Raw genomic sequence first — 15,062 nt, forward strand, 5'->3', positions numbered from 1 at the left:
CCCAGCACCGCCCCCGGGACACCCGGCGAGGTGGGCACCGTCCCGCCCGCGAGCGCGCCGCTGCCGCCGGGCTACTCACTCGGTGGCGACCCGGCCATCGGTGTTCCCGAGCTGGGGCTGCCACCGGATGGCATCGCCTTCCAGTACGACGTCGACGGGGTACCCCGGTTCGGCATCCTCGGAGCGGACGGCCAGAACACGGCACTGCTCAACGCCCAGCGGGCCGCCGGCTCGGCGGTCGCGCTGCCTGCCGGCACGGACACGCTGCGGCAACCACTGACACTGGCCATCCTCCTGATCACGCTGGTCAGCACACAGCTGCTGCGCAGGTGGCTCACCGTGCGAACACGCGTCAAAGGCGGCGCGGGATGACAAACCACAACACAGCGAACAGCCCGCCGACCAGTACGGCGAACACAACCATCAATACCGACCCGTAGACGACCTTCACGATCAGCGCGACGGTGAGCGTCACCGCGATCGAAAGGCACACCAGGCCCGCGATGACCACGCGGTTACCCACCCGCAGGATGTCCGGGCGCCTGCCCATGCGGAACACCACCCGATGCCAGACGGCCGGGGCGGTGAGGAGCGCGGAGGCCGCCGCGGTGAACAGCACGGTGACGAGGTAGAGCGCCTTCTCGAAACCGCTGGCGCTGCGGAAGGACTCGGTGAACGCCACCGCGAGCAGGAAACCGAAGAGGATCTGTACCCCAGCCTGCGCAATGCGCAGCTCGGCCAGCAGCTCGGTGACGTTGCGGGCGAGCTGCTCGCGGCGGGTTTCCCGATCGGGCTCGCTCAACCCGTGGCCTCCAGGTGTTCCGGGCTGCTGACGACCGGTGTGCGGCGGGCCCGCTCGTGCCAGCCGAGTGCGGTCACCGCCGCGATCACCACGGCGAGGCCGATCCACTGCGTCGGCGCCAGCGTGGTGTCGAGAAAGGACACTCCAATCACCGCGGCGGTTGCGGGGAAGGCGAGCTCGGCGAGCGTGGCGCGGGCGGCGGGGGTCGCGCGCAGCCCCACGTAGTACAGGCTCAGCGCCAGTAGCCCCGGCACGAATGCCAGCAACGCCAGGCCCAGTGTGTTCTCCGGACTCACCGCAAAGGTGTTCCCCTGCAGAGCAACGATAATCGCGGCAGCCGGAAGTCCGACCGAGAACCGCAGCGTCGTCACCTCGCGCCAGCTCAGTTCGGCGGAGACGAACCGGCCCAGCACGGTGCCCGCGGCCCAGAGCGCGGCGGCACCCACGGCGAGCAGCGCGGCCCGCGCAGCCGTGACCTCGATGTGCAGGGGATCGCGAAACGCCAGCAACCATGCACCGAGCAACGCGGGCACGGCGAAGAGCAGGTAGCCGCCGCGTACGCGCTCGCCTAGCAACACCCAGGCTGCGAGCACCGCGAACAGCGGCTGCAGCTTCTGCAGCACCAGCGGCGTGACCGGATCACCGAGCTGGAAGGCGGCCGTGAACAGAGCGGTGGCCAGCGCCGACGCACCACCGCCGATCACGATGACCGCAAGCCACTCGCGCGGGCCGCACCGGCGCAGCGCGCGGAGCGCCCCGGGCAACAGTGGCAGCAACACGATCACAACGAGCAGGTGCTCCCAGAACACGATGGTGCCGGCGGACAGGTCCTCCACCAGCGGCAGCCGGAGCAGCCCGTCCGTTCCCCACAACGCGGCCGCGATCGCGACCAGCCACGTCCGATCCGCCACGCCCTCTGCTGTTGTCACCGGTTCAGGTTACGAGCCGTATTCAGCCGCGAGCCGAGCATGTCGCATCCTGAGATCACTCTTCGGTGTGATCCGGTTGCGGACCGCCACCACCGCTGGTTAAGGAGGGGGCATGAAAACCCGACATGTCGCCGCCCTGCTCACCACGGTCGTCGCCACCGCTGCCACCGCTGCCACCGCACTCGCCGGTACGAGCCAGGCCGCCGAGTCACACCGCCCGTTCACGTTCGCGCACGGCACGTTCGGCGAGTACGGCTCGGGCCGGACCGCCACCACCTACGACCCGGAACTGGTGCCGACCGGAGCCAGGGCCACGGTCTTCGCGCTGTCGAACCAGCGGGTGGGCACCATGACGAAGCTCGCCGTCGCGGGCCTGCTCCCGAACCGGCACTACGGCGCACACGTCCACACCAAACCGTGCGGCGCCACCGGCGCGGACGCAGGCCCGCATTTCCAGTACACGCCGGACCCGGTGAGCCCGTCCACCGATCCCGCATATGCCAACCCGGACAACGAGATCTGGCTCGACTTCACGACCAGCCCGGCGGGTAGCGCTTTCACACTGTCGCATGTGGATTGGTCATTCGCCGAACGGCGCCCGGCGTCCGTTGTACTCCACGAACACCACACGTCCACCGCACCCGGCGAAGCCGGTGCCGCCGGCTCGCGCCTTGCCTGTATCGACGTCGCGTTCTGAACTGTCCCGTTCTCGCCGCCGGACCGATAGGCTCGGCGGCGAGTCCGTGCACTTCGCGGTGAGCGGCGGCACGATCCAGGTCGCCGACCCGCTCACCGAGTCGAGCGTCACGGCCTCCATCGACGCTGCGACAGCGTGCGGCCAGGTCACCGCGAACGGCAGCAGCTGAGCGTGTCGCCTCACCCCATCGAAGCAACCGTCTAGCCCGCAATTGACAGTTGCCTCTAGCCCGACCTAGACACACCCTGTGAAGAGACGTGAAGTCATCAAGGAAGAAGTGAAGACGTACCACGCTGACGTCACTCGGGACGGAAGGTTCTGGCTCGTCCGAGTCCGCGAGATCGACCGGTCCACCCAAGCTCTCCGCTACAAGGACGTCGCAGCAATGGCGAGCGACCTCATCGAGATCATGGACGGCCTTTGCAGCGACGAGTACGACCTGCGCGTCACGCTGCAGCTGCCGCATTCGGTGAAGGATCACCAGGCTCGCGCCGAAGCCCTCCGCGAGGAAGCCCAGCGCAAGCAGGCAGAGGCGGCGGCCGAAAATCGTGCGGCGGTACAAGAGCTGCTTGCACTGGGACTTTCGGAGCGCGAGGCGGGCGACGTGCTCGGCGTGTCGTTCCAGCGCGTCAGCCAACTGGCAAAGTCACCCTGACAGCCGTTTCCCGGCGCAAGTCAGGCAATCAGATCGAACGTGCACCGTGCACCCGAAGCTGCTGCCAGCTTCGCGTCACAGGTGATCAATATGCCGCCGAGTTGTTCGGCGAGCGCCACATATGCCGCATGTGACTGCGAAGTACGAGATTGTGGGTAAGTGGGCAATGCCCACAACCCCACACCGTCAGCGAGAACCTCGCCGACCGCGTCGACATGCACTTCGGCCGCCCGTAGCCAACACAGCCAACACCCCTGAAGCTGCGACGGCAAGGGCAGCAGCACTTTTATCGTGATTCAGATATTCTGAATCTATGACCACCATGACCGCCGCCGAGGCTTCGCGGAACTTCTCCGCCGTGCTCGACCGCGCCGAACACGGTGAGACCATCACCATCATGCGACACGGACGCACCGTCGCGACCATTGCGCCCGCGCCGAAACGAACGGGCCGGGACCTGCGGCTCGCCTTGGAGAACACCGACGTGCCGCCGTTCGATGAGGACTACGAGTCGGATATTGCCGACGCGCTGTCACTGATTTCCGATGACATGAGGGACCCATGGGCCGAAGCCTGATCCTCGACACAGGAGTGCTGATCGCCTACGAGCGCGGCAAGATCGACAGGACCATCTTTGATGATGACGACCTCGCCGTGGCGGCCGTGACCGTTGCAGAGTTCCGGGTGGGTATCGAACTGGCGGACACCCAAGAGCGAGCGGCTGCACGATCGCGCAGGCTGGACCTGCTCCTGGCGGACATCGATGTGTTGGACTACGGCACGAGGACGGCCACCTACCACGCACAACTCATCGCCCACGCCCGCCGGACCGGCACGCGGCGCAGCGCCCACGATCTGATCATCGCGGCCCATGCAGCGGAGACCGGCCGAACCGTCGTCTCGCTCGATGCCAGACAATGGAGTGCGTGACCGCCACACTGAGCAAGCCAACGCTGAAGATCGGCCCCTACGAGGTCGATCCGCCCGTCGTGCTCGCCCCGATGGCCGGCATCACCAATGTCGCCTTCCGCCAGCTCTGCCAGGAGTACGGCGCCGGCATCTACGTCTGCGAGATGATCACTGCCCGCGCCGTCGTCGAACGCCACCCCGGCACCATGCACATGATGACCTTCGGCGCCGACGAGAAACCGCGGTCAATGCAGCTCTACGGCGTCGACCCGGAAACCATGCGCAAAGCGGTCGAGATCATCGTCGGCGAGAACCTCGCCGACCACGTCGACATGAACTTCGGCTGCCCCGTCGCCAAGGTGACCCGCAAGGGCGGCGGCGCGGCACTGCCGTACAAGCGGACGCTGTTCGGCAACATCGTGCGAGCCTCCGTCGAGGCCGCCGCGCCCGCCGGGGTGCCGGTCACGGTCAAGTTCCGCGTCGGCATCGACGACGAGCACCACACCTACCTCGACGCGGGCCGGATCGCCGAGGCCGAAGGCGCTGCCGCGGTCTCCCTGCACGCCCGCACCGCCGCCCAGCGCTACTCCGGGCAGGCCGACTGGTCGCACATCGCCCGCCTCAAGGAAGCCGTGACGACCATCCCGGTACTCGGCAACGGCGACATCTTCAGCGCGGACGACGCGCTGCGCATGGTCGCCGAGACCGGTTGCGACGGCGTCGTGGTCGGCCGCGGCTGCCTCGGCAGGCCGTGGCTGTTCGGCGAGCTCGAAGCCGCCTTCCAGGGGCACCCGGTTCCGCACGGCCCGGCACTGGGCGAGGTGGCCCGCGTGTTGCGCAGGCATGCCGAACTGCTCATCGAGCACGACGGCGCCAGCAAGGCCATGCGGGACCTGCGCAAGCACATGGCGTGGTACTTCATGGGCTTCCCTGTCGGCTCGGAGCTGCGCCGCGCGTTCGCGATGGTGTCGTCACTGTCCGAACTGGACGACCTCATCGCCCGGTTGGATCACGACGCCCCCTTCCCGGACGACGCGCTCGGGCCGCGGGGCCGCCAGGGCTCGCCCGGCAAGGTGACCCTGCCGCACGGCTGGCTCGACGACCCCGACGACCCGTGCGTGCCGGAGGGTGCGGACGTGATGCACTCAGGCGGCTGACGGCCCGCCACGCCGGATCGGCATCATCGTCGGTATCGCATCGCCGGTGAGGAACTCACCGACGATCGCCGCGCACAGCTGCGGCTTCTCCAGCAACAGCAGGTGCGACGTGCCGGGCAGCACGGCGAGTTCGGCGTCCGGGATGCCGCGATACAACGCCAGCGTGTGCTCGGGTGTCACCAGGTCGTCGTCGCCGGCCAGCACCAGCGTCCGGCAGCCGACGCCGGCCAGAGCGGCGTAGTCGTGTCCAGGCTCCGCGGCGAATCCCTCCACCACCCGGTCGACCACCACGGGCAGGTGCTCGACGCCGTCCGGCGACACCTCCGCATAGGCCTGCACGACCTCCGGCGGCAGCGTGCCGCCCGCGGTGGGTGTGAAAAGCATTCCCTCGGCGTGGAAGGCGCCGCTGATGAGCACGAGCCGCTCGACGAGATCCGGTCGCCGCAGCGCGACCGCGAGCGCCACCGCCGCACCCGCGCTGTAGCCGGCCAACCGAGCGGGCCCACCGACCACCTGCTCCAGGAACGCGATCGTGTCCTCGGCCATCACCGAAACCGTGAGTGGCCCAGGGACGTCCGGGGTGTGACCGTGTCCGCGCCGTTCCGGCGTGTAGACGCGGAACTCCTTGGCCAGCGTGTCGAGGTTGCCGGTGAACACCCTGGCTTCGCTGAGCCCACCGTGCAGCAGGACGAGCGGCGCACCGTCGCCGAACTCGTCGTACCAGGTCCGCACGCCATCGACTTCGACGTAACCAGCCATGTCACTCCATCCTTGCCAGTGTTGGTGCGTGTCACTGGTTGGTACGGAGCGGCTCGGCAAAACTCATCGGCAGACCGAAAAACGGGAACAGGCGCGCCGCCTCGAGGTAGGTCGTGCTGCGGGCAATGCGCTCGCCCGCCAGGTCGAGAACGACCAGCGCGAACGCGGCCCCATCGCGGTACTGGGCCAGTGCGGGGCAGCCGTTCGCGGCCGTCAACAGCACGCGGTCGCCCTCACACGGCTGCCCCGGGACACGCAGCACCGTGCCGATGTCGGCACGGCCGCGCAGCCACCAGGCGAACGGCGGCATGGACATCGTCGCGTCCTCGTGCAGTAGCGCGATGAGCGTGTCGACGTCATGCCGTTCGAATGCCGTCACGTAGCGGTCGAGCAGGCTCCGCTGTCCCTCGTCGAGCGGGTCGAACCGACCACCCGCGTCTACCCGACGGTCAGCCATGGTCGTTCTGGCCCGCTGCAGTGCACTGTTGACCGCGGCGGTGGTGCCGCCGAGCAACTGGGTGACCTCGTCCGCCTTCCAGCGCAGGACGTCCCGCAGGATCAGCACGGCTCGTTGTTTCGGTGGCAAGTGTTGCAGCGCCGCGACGAAGGCCAGCCGGATGCTCTCGCGGAGCACCGCCAGTTCCGCTGGGTCCCCGCCGTCCGGCAGCACCCGGCTGTCCGGCACCGGCTGGACCCAGGTGTGCTCGGGCAGTGGTGCGCCCAGTGGCGAACCGGGGCGCGCGGGCGGCGCGAGGTCCATCGCGGTCGCGCGGCGCTGGGTGCTGCGCAGCATGTCGAGGCAGACGTTGGTGGCGATCGAGTAGAGCCAGGTCCGCAGTGTCGCTCTGGCCGCGTCGAACCGATCGAACTGCCGCCACGCGCGGACCAGCACCTCCTGCACGGCGTCCTCGGCCTCGAAACCCGAGCCCAGCATCCGGTAGCAGTAGCCCGTCAGCTCGACGCGGTGCTGCTCGAGCGCTTCAGTCATGCAGCCCACCCTGCCCGATTGCTAAAAGCAAGCGAAGTCCGCATTAGAATCTCCGAACGTGGGCAAGCGACACTACGGGCAGTTCTGCGGGCTCGCGCATGCAGCCGACCTCATCGGCGAGCGGTGGGCACTGCTGATCATCCGGGACCTGTTCGTGTCGCCGAAACGCTTCACCGATCTCCGGCGCGGCCTGCCACGCATTCCGACCAACGTCCTGTCGGCCCGACTCAAGGAGCTGGAGACCGAGGGCGTGGTCGAGCGCCGCGTGCTACCTCGCCCAGACGGCTCAGTCGTGTACCAGCTGACCGAGTACGGCAGAGACCTCGAGGACATCGTGCTCGCACTCGGCCGGTGGGGCGCACGGACGATGGGCGAACCGGGACCGGACGACATCGTCACCCCTGATGCGCTCGTGATGGCGCTGCGCTCGACCTTCCACGCCGGGGCCGCCGACGGCGCCGAGTTGCGCTACGAGCTGCGCGTTGGCGACGTCGTCGCCGGGGCTCACGTCCACGACGGCAAGCTCGACGCCACCACTGGCGAGCTGCCGGAAGCGGATCTCGTCATCGAGACCGGACCGGCCATCAAGGGGCTGCTGACACGGGAGCTCACCGCCGCGGAGGCCGTGACCAGCGGCGCCGTCCGGCTCACCGGCGACCCCGCACTTTTGGACACCTTCGTCCAGACCTTCCACCTCGACCGCGACCTTTCCGTAACCGAACAGTCACGCTCATAGTCCGGTCGAGCGATATTCACTGTGTGGCCGTAGCCACGGCTGCTCCCGGCCCTCCTCTGCTGATAACGACCGATGCAGGGCGGGTCCAGGCGAGGAGAGGAAACGTGGAGGCAGGGAACGGGGCGCACCCGCAGAAGCAGGCCCACGACCCCAGCGGGCTGCTCGCTGCCCACGAGTCCATCGCCGGCAAGTTCGCGACGCAGGGAGACTGGCGCAGGGCCTACGAGCATCTGCGGGCAGCACTGGAACTGGCCCGTTCGGCTACGGCCTGCACCCGGCCCCACATTCCCGAGCAGTTCCGTCTCGAAGTGGAGCAGCTGCGCCGGGAGCGCGCCCAGGCGAGGCGGGAGAGCCTGACCGACTCGCTCACGGCGACCTACAACCGGCGCTACCTCGACCGCCGCCTCGCCGACCTGCCATCGCCATCGGTCGCGCTGGTGGACCTCGATCTCTTCAAGGACATCAACGACCGTTTCGGTCATCAGGTCGGCGACCAGGTGCTGCAACGCGTTGTCGGCCTTTTGCAGCAAAGCCTTCCGCCGGGCGCGTTCTGCGCACGTTACGGCGGTGAGGAATTCGTGCTCGTGATTCCGGACGCCCCGGCGGGCACGGCGGTCTCGATTGCGGAACGTGCTCGCGCGAAGGTCGCCGAATACCCGTGGGAACGGGTGCAGGCGGGGCTGTCGGTGACGGTCAGCGTCGGGGTCGCACCGCACCCGCAGCACCCCGCTGACCCGCGTGAACAACTCGACGAGGCCGACTCCCTGCTCTACGCGGCCAAGCGCGCCGGCCGCAACATAGTGGCCTTCCGGGACAATGGTGACCTACGCCTGCTTCCCACTCTCCGTGCGCACGCGGCTGGGCCATGCCCGTGACGGCACTGGGGGCCTTCCCTCGGCCGTGACCTTGACCTGCAGCAAAGGCAACTCTGCGTAAAAAAGTCACGGCTTGGTGTCGTCACGAACGGCGGATATCCGTACGATAACGAACACTGCTCAGCGGACGATCAAGAAACAGATCCGTGAGCAAGTCCGGGTAAAGGCCGAGCGTGAAGGGAGAGTGCGTGTCCGACGACCGCGACGCTCCCGTTTCCACCTCACAGGCCGACGAGTGGCGAGCACGTGCCCAGCTGAACCGCAGGACCGCGGAGCGCAAGCGCCGTCGCTCACTCGACACGCAGGGCGGGATAAGCGTCTCCGAGGTCGTCGCCAAGCACACCGGCCAGTATCCCCAGTTCAGCACCGCCGAGCGGGCTGTTCCCCCGCGGCCCGCCCCGCCCGTCGAACCCCCACCCGCGGCACCGCCCGTCCGGCGCAGAGGCGCCCCACCTCGGGACGACGGCGCGGCGCCGGCGCCACCGGCACCCGCCAAGCCGGCGCCCCCGCCACCGAGGCCACGGCGGGAACCGATGGCCGCCGCACCGGCGCCCAGACAGGCACAACAGCGGCGCCCACCGGCACCCCCGCCCAGGCGGCAACCACCACCGCCACCCCCCGCCCGCGGCGAAACCCCTCGACCCGAAGCTCCGCCCCGACCCGAGACACCCCGACCCGAAGCCCCGCCCCATCCCGAAACGCCGCCCCGGCCCGAGGCACGCAGGCCAGGGCCACGGCGGTCTGCCGCTCCCCGGTCGGACACACCGCCCGTGGACGCGCCCACCAGGCACGTCGCATCGGTCCTGAGTGGCGAGGTACCGGCGGAGCGCACGCCACCGCCTGCCCCGAAACGGCCGCCCGCACCACCGCGTCCGCGCAGGCCACTGCGGCAGCCACCCGAGCGGTCGCTGGAAGACCGGCTGACCATGACCGACCAGCTGGAACCGGTCGACGACGCCACCAAGTACCGCCGCAAGATCGACGATTCGCTCGCCCGTTTCGGGGCCGCGCACGACGAGCTGGAGGCCGAGGAACAGCAGCGGCGGCAACGCCGCGACCGGCTCGCGGCCCGCTTCGAGCAGACGCGCACCAAACTGCACCGTGCCGTCACGGCCGCGACCTCGGTCGTGGGCGTGCGCGGCTCGGCCATCCCGGCCGAGGACGACGAAGCGGACGAGGCGAACAAGGCCGCCCCGCAGACCCGGCTGCAAGAGAAGAAGGTGCGCCGCAGCCAGCGCACGCTGCTCGCCGCACGCGTCACCGCGGTCACGCTCGCCGTACTCGTCTTCCTCGCGACCGGCATCGCATGGGGCGCCAAGACCTGGTTCAACTCGCAGTTCACCGAGATCGCCGCGCTCGACGAGAACTCCGACGCCATCCGCAACGCACCGGCGCAGCTCGGCGACGAGAACTTCCTCATCGTCGGCTCCGACACCCGCGAGGGCGCCGAGCTTGAGGACAACGTCGGGGACCCAAACGGGATCCCCGGCGCGCGCTCGGACACCGTGATGCTCGCCCACATCCCGAAGGACCGGCAGCGCGCCGTCGTCGTGTCCTTCCCACGTGACCTGGAGATCACCCGCCCCGAATGCGCCCGCTGGGACTCCGCGACCGGTGAGTACGGCGAGAACGTCGAGCCAGCCGAGCAGATCAAGCTGAACTCCGCGTTCAACGTCGGTGGGCCACGCTGCGTCACGAAGGTGATCCAGGAACTCACCGGCATGAAGATCAACCACTTCGTCGGCATCGACTTCCAGGGCTTCAAAGGCATGGTGGATGCGGTGGACGGGGTCACCGTTCGCATCGACGAGCCCATGCGCGACCAGGAGCTCGGCATGATCGTCGCCGAGACCGGCGACGTCATGCTGCGCGGTGACCAGGCCCTGAACTTCGTGCGCGCCCGCAAGGTGTACGGCGACCCGACGTTCTCCGACTACGGGCGCATGCAGCGCCAGCAGCAGTTTCTGTCGGCACTGCTGCACAAGACACTGTCCCAGGACGTGCTGCTCGACGTCGGCAAGCTCAGCGGCTTCGTCAATGCCTTCGCCGAGTCGACCTTCGGCGAGAACATCGGGGTCGACCAGCTGCTGACATTGGCACAGTCCATGCAGGGGCTCAGCGCGGGCAACGTCAACTTCATGACCGTCCCCACGGTCGGCGACGCGAACGACCGCGGCAACGAGGTGCTGCTGGAGCAGGACACCGAGGAGCTCTTCCGTGCCCTCATCGACAACGCACCGCTGCCTGGCGAGGAATCCGCGGAGGAACACGCGGACCCCGGCACCCAGCAGGCCGCGGACGACCCCGAGCGCGTCGCCCCCGCGTAGCGATATGTAAGCCGGGGTTCACCCGGGGTTCATCGGGCAATTCGGTAGGTGTGCGTGCGGCACCGTAGAGTCGGCGCCATGCGCGAGGCTTACCATGTCGAACTGGACAATCTTGCCGATCATCTGGCCAGCATGTGCGGTCAGGTCGCCGAGGCCATGGAGCAGGCGACCCAGGCACTGCTGAACTCGGATCTCAAGCTGGCCGAGCAGGTGATCAGCAACGACGCCAACATCGACGACGCACGCGCCGACTGCGAGGAGAAGGCCTACGCACTGCTCGCCCTGCAGGCACCCGTGGCGACGGATCTGCGGATCGTGGTCGCCGCCCTGCACGCGGCCGAGAGCCTGGAACGCATGGGTGATCTCGCCCTGCACGTCGCGAAGGCCGCCCGCCGCAGGCACCCCGACCCGGTGCTGCCCGAGCCGGTGCGAGCCGCCTTCGCCAGGATGGGCGAGGTCGACGTCCGGCTGGCGCGCCAGGCCGAGGAGGTCATCCGCACCAAGGACGTCGAGGCCGCTCGCAGCATCGAGGCCGACGACGACGAGGTCGACGACATCCACCGCAGCCTTTTCAGTGTGATCATGGACAAGGAATGGCCGCACGGCATGGCCGCGGCCGTGGACGTCACGCTGCTGGGCCGGTTCTACGAGCGCTACGCCGACCACGCGGTGTCCGTCGCACGGCGCATCGTGTTCGTCGTCACCGGGCGCATGCCGGGCTACAACAACAGCGACATCTGATCCAACGGCCGCGACACCTTCCGATCACCGCAGGGACATGTTCCGTACGGCAACGCTCACTCCCCCGGACAACGGAGAGTTACGTCTCTGTTATGTCGCTGTGACGTCGTTTTTTCGTTGGGTTTCGTTCATGTTTCGTTCACCGGGGCTGCCCTGCGGTGTCATGTCTCGCCCATAGCGTCCGAAAACGTGAGCATCCCCCAGCGGCGGCTTCTGCCGACCGCGGACATTCGGAAGAGGTTAACTGTGAAGCGTACCACCCTGGGCCGCGCTCTCGCCCTCCCAGCGGCAGCCGCGCTCACCTTCGGTCTGGTGGCCTGCGGTTCGGCCAACGAGTCGGGCAACAGTGGTCAGCCCAGCGGCGGGGAGGGCCAGGGCCTCTCCGGGACCATCTCGGGCGCAGGCGCCAGCTCGCAGCAGGCCGCGCAGCAGGCTTGGCAGAACGGCTTCATCGCCAAGAACGCCGGCGCGACGGTGAACTACGACCCCATCGGCTCGGGTGGCGGTCGTGAGCAGTTCATCAACGGTGGCTCGGACTTCGGCGGCACCGACGCCTACCTCGACGAGGAAGAGCTCGCCAAGGTCAAGCAGCGTTGCGGCGATCTCGTCGAGGTCCCGGTCTATGTCTCGCCGATCGCGGTCATCTTCAAGCTCGACGGCGTGAACGAGCTGAACCTCAAGCCGGCCACGATCGCCAAGATCTTCAACCAGCAGATCAAGACGTGGAACGACCCGGCGATCGCCGCGGACAACCCCGGCGTCCAGCTGCCGAACACCCCGATCACCCCGGTGAACCGCTCCGACGAGTCCGGCACGACCGAGAACTTCGTCGAGTACCTCAAGGCAACGGCGGCCGCGGACTGGCCGCACGAGGTCAGCGGTGACTGGGCGGTGCCGGGCGGCGAGGCCGCGCAGGGCACCTCCGGCGTCGTGCAGGCAGTGACCAACGGCAACGGCACCATCGGCTACGCCGACGCCAGCCAGGCCCGCCAGCTGAGCACCGTCAAGGTCGGCGTCGGTGACAAGTACGTCGCCTACTCGCCCGAGGCGGCCGCGGCCGTGCTCGACGTCTCGCAGCGTCACGAGGAGCGTGGCCAGTACACCTTCGCCTACGACCTCGCCCGCGACACGACGGCGGAGGGCACCTACCCGATCGTGCTGGTGTCCTACGGCATCGCCTGCACCACCTACCAGGACGCCAACAAGGCCAACCTCGTGAAGGCCTACTTCAACTACATCATCAGCACTGAAGGCCAGCAGGCCGCCGCCCAGGCCGCCGGATCGGCTCCGATCTCGGACGCCCTGCGCCAGCAGATCCAGCCCGCGGTCAACGCCATCTCCGCGGCCCGCTGAGCGCCGGAATCCGGCTCTAGCGTCCGGGTGGTCGCCCTCCTGAGGCGGCCACCCGGACATACGCGTTAGAAGGGATTTCAAGTGCCCCCCCGCACACAGAGCCCGCGCACCCAGCGAGTGCCGCAACGGCCTGGGGACCGCATCTTCTCCGGCGCGGCCACCGGAGCCGGCGTGCTCATCCTCGCCGTACTGGCCGGAGTCGCCGCGTTCCTGCTCGTGGAGGCGTGGCCGTCGCTCATCGCCCCCGCCGAGGACGTCCCCGGCGGCAGGGGCGTGATCGTCTACATCTGGCCGCTGCTCTTCGGCACCCTGATCTCGGCGGTGTTCGCGCTACTGATCGCCACGCCGCTGGCCGTGGCGATCGCACTGTTCGTCAACTACTACGCGCCGCGCAGGGTCGCGCAGGCGCTCGGTTACCTCATCGACCTGCTCGCCGCCGTGCCCAGCATCATCTACGGACTCTGGGGTCTCAACCAGCTGGCACCGCTCACCGTCGAACCGACCAGGTGGCTGGCGGACAACCTCGGCTTCATCCCGTTCTTCGCCGGCCCCGCTTCGGCGACAGGGCGCACGATGCTGGTGGCCGTCATCGTGCTCGCGGTGATGATCCTGCCGATCATCACCGCGGTCGTGCGCGAGGCGTTCCGGCAGACACCGCGCCTGCACGAGGAGGCCTCGCTGGCACTCGGCGCGACCCGCTGGGAGATGATCCGGATGGCGGCGCTGCCGTTCGGCAGGTCGAGCATCATCGGCGCGTCGATGCTGGGGCTCGGTCGCGCGCTCGGCGAGACGATGGCCGTCGCGATCGTGCTCTCGGTGTCCGGTGGCATCACGTTCAACCTCATCGCCAGCGCCAACCCCTCGACGATCGCCGCGAACATCGCACTGCAGTTCCCCGAGTCGACCGGGATCGCCGTCAACACCCTCATCGCATCCGGTCTCGTGCTGTTCGCCGTCACCCTGCTGGTCAACATGGCAGCCCGTGCGGTGATCAACCGGCGCAAAGAATTCTCGGGAGCCAACTGATGCCACCGACGACTTCGCACAGCCCGCAGCCGGACCTCTACGAACCGATCTCGGGCCCGTCGCTGACGGCGGGTCAGCTGCCGCGAGGCGCGGCGCCGCTCACGCTGACGGTTGTGGTCCTGGCGGCGCTGGGGCTGTGGCTCTCCGGCTGGAACCCCGCCGCCTGCGCCGTTCTCGGCGCCCTGACCTACACAGCCGTGATCTACGTGTGGTCCCGCGTGGTGGAGGGCTCGCGCAAGGCCACCGACCGGTTGGTCACCGCCGTGGTCACGTGCGCCTTCCTGCTCGCACTGCTGCCGCTGATCTCGGTCATGGTGACAGTGCTGTCCAAGGGTCTCGTCCGCTTCGACGCCGAGTTCTTCACCAACTCCATGCGCGGGGTCACGGGCGAGGGCGGCGGTGTCTACCACGCCATCATCGGCACGCTGATCATCACCGGCTTCGCCGCGCTGATCTCGGTGCCTGTCGGCATGCTCACCGCCATCTACCTGGTCGAGTACGGTCGCGGCAAGCTCGCAAGGGCCATCACGTTCTTCGTCGACGTGATGACCGGTATCCCCTCGATCGTGGCCGGTCTGTTCGCCTTCGCGCTGTTCGCGCTGTTCTTCGGGCCCGGCGTGCGAATGGGCATCATGGGCTCGATCGCCTTGAGCGTGCTGATGATCCCGGTGGTGGTGCGCTCGACCGAGGAGATGCTCAAGCTCGTGCCCAACGAGCTGCGCGAGGCCGCCTACGCGCTGGCCGTGCCGAAGTGGCGGACCATCCTCAAGGTCGTGCTGCCCACGGCGCTCGCCGGCATCGCCACCGGCGTGACACTGGCGATCGCCCGCGTCATGGGCGAGACCGCACCACTGCTCATCGCGGTCGGGATCACCTCAGGGGACAACTTCAATCCGTTCGACGGCCGCATGGCGACGCTGTCGGTATTCTCGTACTACCAGTACGTGAATCCGGGCTTCCCGCCGCAGCCGGCCCTGGACCGCGCATGGGCCGCGGCACTGGTGCTCATCATCATCGTGATGCTGCTCAACCTCGTCGCACGGCTCATCTCCCGACTGTTCGCACCGAAGACCCGCGGGTGAGCGGGACACCTGGATAGGAAGACACT

Annotated in this window: 19 protein-coding genes; 14 read left to right on the plus strand and 5 right to left on the minus strand. The window is 68.4% G+C overall.

Annotated elements, in window-relative coordinates; all coding sequences use genetic code 11:
- Positions 1-30: 30 nt before the first annotated feature.
- On the plus strand, positions 31-372 hold the full coding sequence (locus tag ABZ863_RS22960; protein WP_358539014.1) for a hypothetical protein: 342 nt from the start codon (positions 31-33) through the stop codon (positions 370-372).
- Here the strand turns inward: ABZ863_RS22960 and ABZ863_RS22965 are convergent.
- Together ABZ863_RS22965 and ABZ863_RS22970 are read right to left on the minus strand one after the other, a co-directional pair.
- Positions 353-802 carry a DUF6328 family protein gene (locus ABZ863_RS22965; RefSeq protein ID WP_358539017.1) on the minus strand — a complete coding sequence of 150 codons (450 nt, stop codon included), beginning with the start codon at positions 800-802 and terminating at the stop codon, positions 353-355. The two genes, ABZ863_RS22960 and ABZ863_RS22965, sit on opposite strands and share 20 nt — an antisense overlap.
- Positions 799-1,731, minus strand: coding sequence for an EamA family transporter (locus ABZ863_RS22970; RefSeq protein WP_358539020.1), 933 nt, complete (start codon positions 1,729-1,731; stop codon positions 799-801). Before ABZ863_RS22970 ends, ABZ863_RS22965 begins: the two co-directional genes overlap by 4 nt.
- A gap of 112 nt (positions 1,732-1,843) precedes the next feature.
- Here ABZ863_RS22970 and ABZ863_RS22975 point away from each other — a divergent pair, with 112 nt between their 5' ends.
- From ABZ863_RS22975 to ABZ863_RS22985, 3 genes are all read left to right on the plus strand, one after another.
- Positions 1,844-2,428: a superoxide dismutase gene (locus tag ABZ863_RS22975; protein WP_358539022.1), complete on the plus strand. Its 585-nt coding sequence runs from the start codon at positions 1,844-1,846 to the stop codon at positions 2,426-2,428.
- Between the two features lie 46 nt (positions 2,429-2,474).
- The gene (locus tag ABZ863_RS22980; RefSeq protein WP_358539024.1) at positions 2,475-2,597 is read left to right on the plus strand and encodes a hypothetical protein; all 123 of its coding nucleotides are present in this window, start codon (positions 2,475-2,477) and stop codon (positions 2,595-2,597) included.
- Between the two features lie 78 nt (positions 2,598-2,675).
- Positions 2,676-3,083, plus strand: coding sequence for a hypothetical protein (locus ABZ863_RS22985; RefSeq protein WP_358539026.1), 408 nt, complete (start codon positions 2,676-2,678; stop codon positions 3,081-3,083).
- A 20-nt stretch (positions 3,084-3,103) separates the two neighbouring features.
- Here the strand turns inward: ABZ863_RS22985 and ABZ863_RS22990 are convergent, their stop codons facing one another.
- Positions 3,104-3,367: a hypothetical protein gene (locus tag ABZ863_RS22990; RefSeq protein ID WP_358539029.1), complete on the minus strand. Its 264-nt coding sequence runs from the start codon at positions 3,365-3,367 to the stop codon at positions 3,104-3,106.
- 29 nt (positions 3,368-3,396) lie between these two features.
- Here ABZ863_RS22990 and ABZ863_RS22995 point away from each other — a divergent pair, with 29 nt between their 5' ends.
- From ABZ863_RS22995 to dusB, 3 genes are read left to right on the plus strand one after another with little or no spacing between them, the layout of a single operon-like run.
- A complete protein-coding gene (locus ABZ863_RS22995; RefSeq protein WP_358539032.1) occupies positions 3,397-3,660 on the plus strand; it encodes a type II toxin-antitoxin system prevent-host-death family antitoxin in 264 nt (87 codons plus the stop codon).
- Entirely contained in the window at positions 3,645-4,013 is a 369-nt protein-coding gene (locus tag ABZ863_RS23000; RefSeq protein ID WP_358539035.1) for a PIN domain-containing protein, read from the plus strand. Before ABZ863_RS22995 ends, ABZ863_RS23000 begins: the two co-directional genes overlap by 16 nt.
- Positions 4,001-5,149, plus strand: coding sequence for a tRNA dihydrouridine synthase DusB (gene dusB, locus ABZ863_RS23005; RefSeq protein WP_358539037.1), 1,149 nt, complete (start codon positions 4,001-4,003; stop codon positions 5,147-5,149). The genes ABZ863_RS23000 and dusB overlap by 13 nt, the downstream gene beginning before the upstream one ends.
- On the opposite strand, the gene ABZ863_RS23010 is transcribed toward dusB, so the two are convergent.
- Together ABZ863_RS23010 and ABZ863_RS23015 are read right to left on the minus strand one after the other, a co-directional pair.
- Entirely contained in the window at positions 5,138-5,908 is a 771-nt protein-coding gene (locus ABZ863_RS23010; protein WP_358539040.1) for an alpha/beta hydrolase, read from the minus strand. The genes dusB and ABZ863_RS23010 overlap by 12 nt on opposite strands.
- A 31-nt stretch (positions 5,909-5,939) precedes the next feature.
- Positions 5,940-6,896, minus strand: a complete 957-nt coding sequence (locus tag ABZ863_RS23015; protein ID WP_358539043.1) for a sigma-70 family RNA polymerase sigma factor — start codon at positions 6,894-6,896, stop codon at positions 5,940-5,942.
- A gap of 58 nt (positions 6,897-6,954) precedes the next feature.
- On the opposite strand from ABZ863_RS23015, the gene ABZ863_RS23020 reads away from it, so the two are divergent.
- The 7 genes from ABZ863_RS23020 (at position 6,955) to pstA (ending at position 15,036) form a co-directional block, all read left to right on the plus strand.
- Positions 6,955-7,632, plus strand: a complete 678-nt coding sequence (locus ABZ863_RS23020; protein WP_358539046.1) for a helix-turn-helix domain-containing protein — start codon at positions 6,955-6,957, stop codon at positions 7,630-7,632.
- Positions 7,633-7,736: 104 nt separating this feature from the next.
- Positions 7,737-8,507 (plus strand): GGDEF domain-containing protein, encoded by a 771-nt coding sequence (locus tag ABZ863_RS23025; protein ID WP_358539049.1) that lies wholly within the window; start codon positions 7,737-7,739, stop codon positions 8,505-8,507.
- Between the two features lie 770 nt (positions 8,508-9,277).
- The gene (locus ABZ863_RS23030) at positions 9,278-10,834 is read left to right on the plus strand and encodes an LCP family protein (protein WP_358539052.1); all 1,557 of its coding nucleotides are present in this window, start codon (positions 9,278-9,280) and stop codon (positions 10,832-10,834) included.
- Between the two features lie 78 nt (positions 10,835-10,912).
- Positions 10,913-11,575: a phosphate signaling complex protein PhoU gene (gene phoU, locus ABZ863_RS23035; protein WP_358539055.1), complete on the plus strand. Its 663-nt coding sequence runs from the start codon at positions 10,913-10,915 to the stop codon at positions 11,573-11,575.
- Between the two features lie 246 nt (positions 11,576-11,821).
- Positions 11,822-12,928 (plus strand): phosphate ABC transporter substrate-binding protein PstS, encoded by a 1,107-nt coding sequence (gene pstS / locus ABZ863_RS23040; RefSeq protein WP_358539058.1) that lies wholly within the window; start codon positions 11,822-11,824, stop codon positions 12,926-12,928.
- 81 nt (positions 12,929-13,009) lie between these two features.
- The gene (pstC, locus tag ABZ863_RS23045) at positions 13,010-13,954 is read left to right on the plus strand and encodes a phosphate ABC transporter permease subunit PstC (protein WP_358539061.1); all 945 of its coding nucleotides are present in this window, start codon (positions 13,010-13,012) and stop codon (positions 13,952-13,954) included.
- Positions 13,954-15,036: a phosphate ABC transporter permease PstA gene (pstA, locus tag ABZ863_RS23050; RefSeq protein ID WP_358539064.1), complete on the plus strand. Its 1,083-nt coding sequence runs from the start codon at positions 13,954-13,956 to the stop codon at positions 15,034-15,036. The genes pstC and pstA overlap by 1 nt, the downstream gene beginning before the upstream one ends.
- Positions 15,037-15,062 lie beyond the last annotated feature (26 nt).

It is taken from the genome of Saccharomonospora sp. NPDC046836 (assembly GCF_040645195.1).
Classification (GTDB): domain Bacteria; phylum Actinomycetota; class Actinomycetes; order Mycobacteriales; family Pseudonocardiaceae; genus Prauserella_A.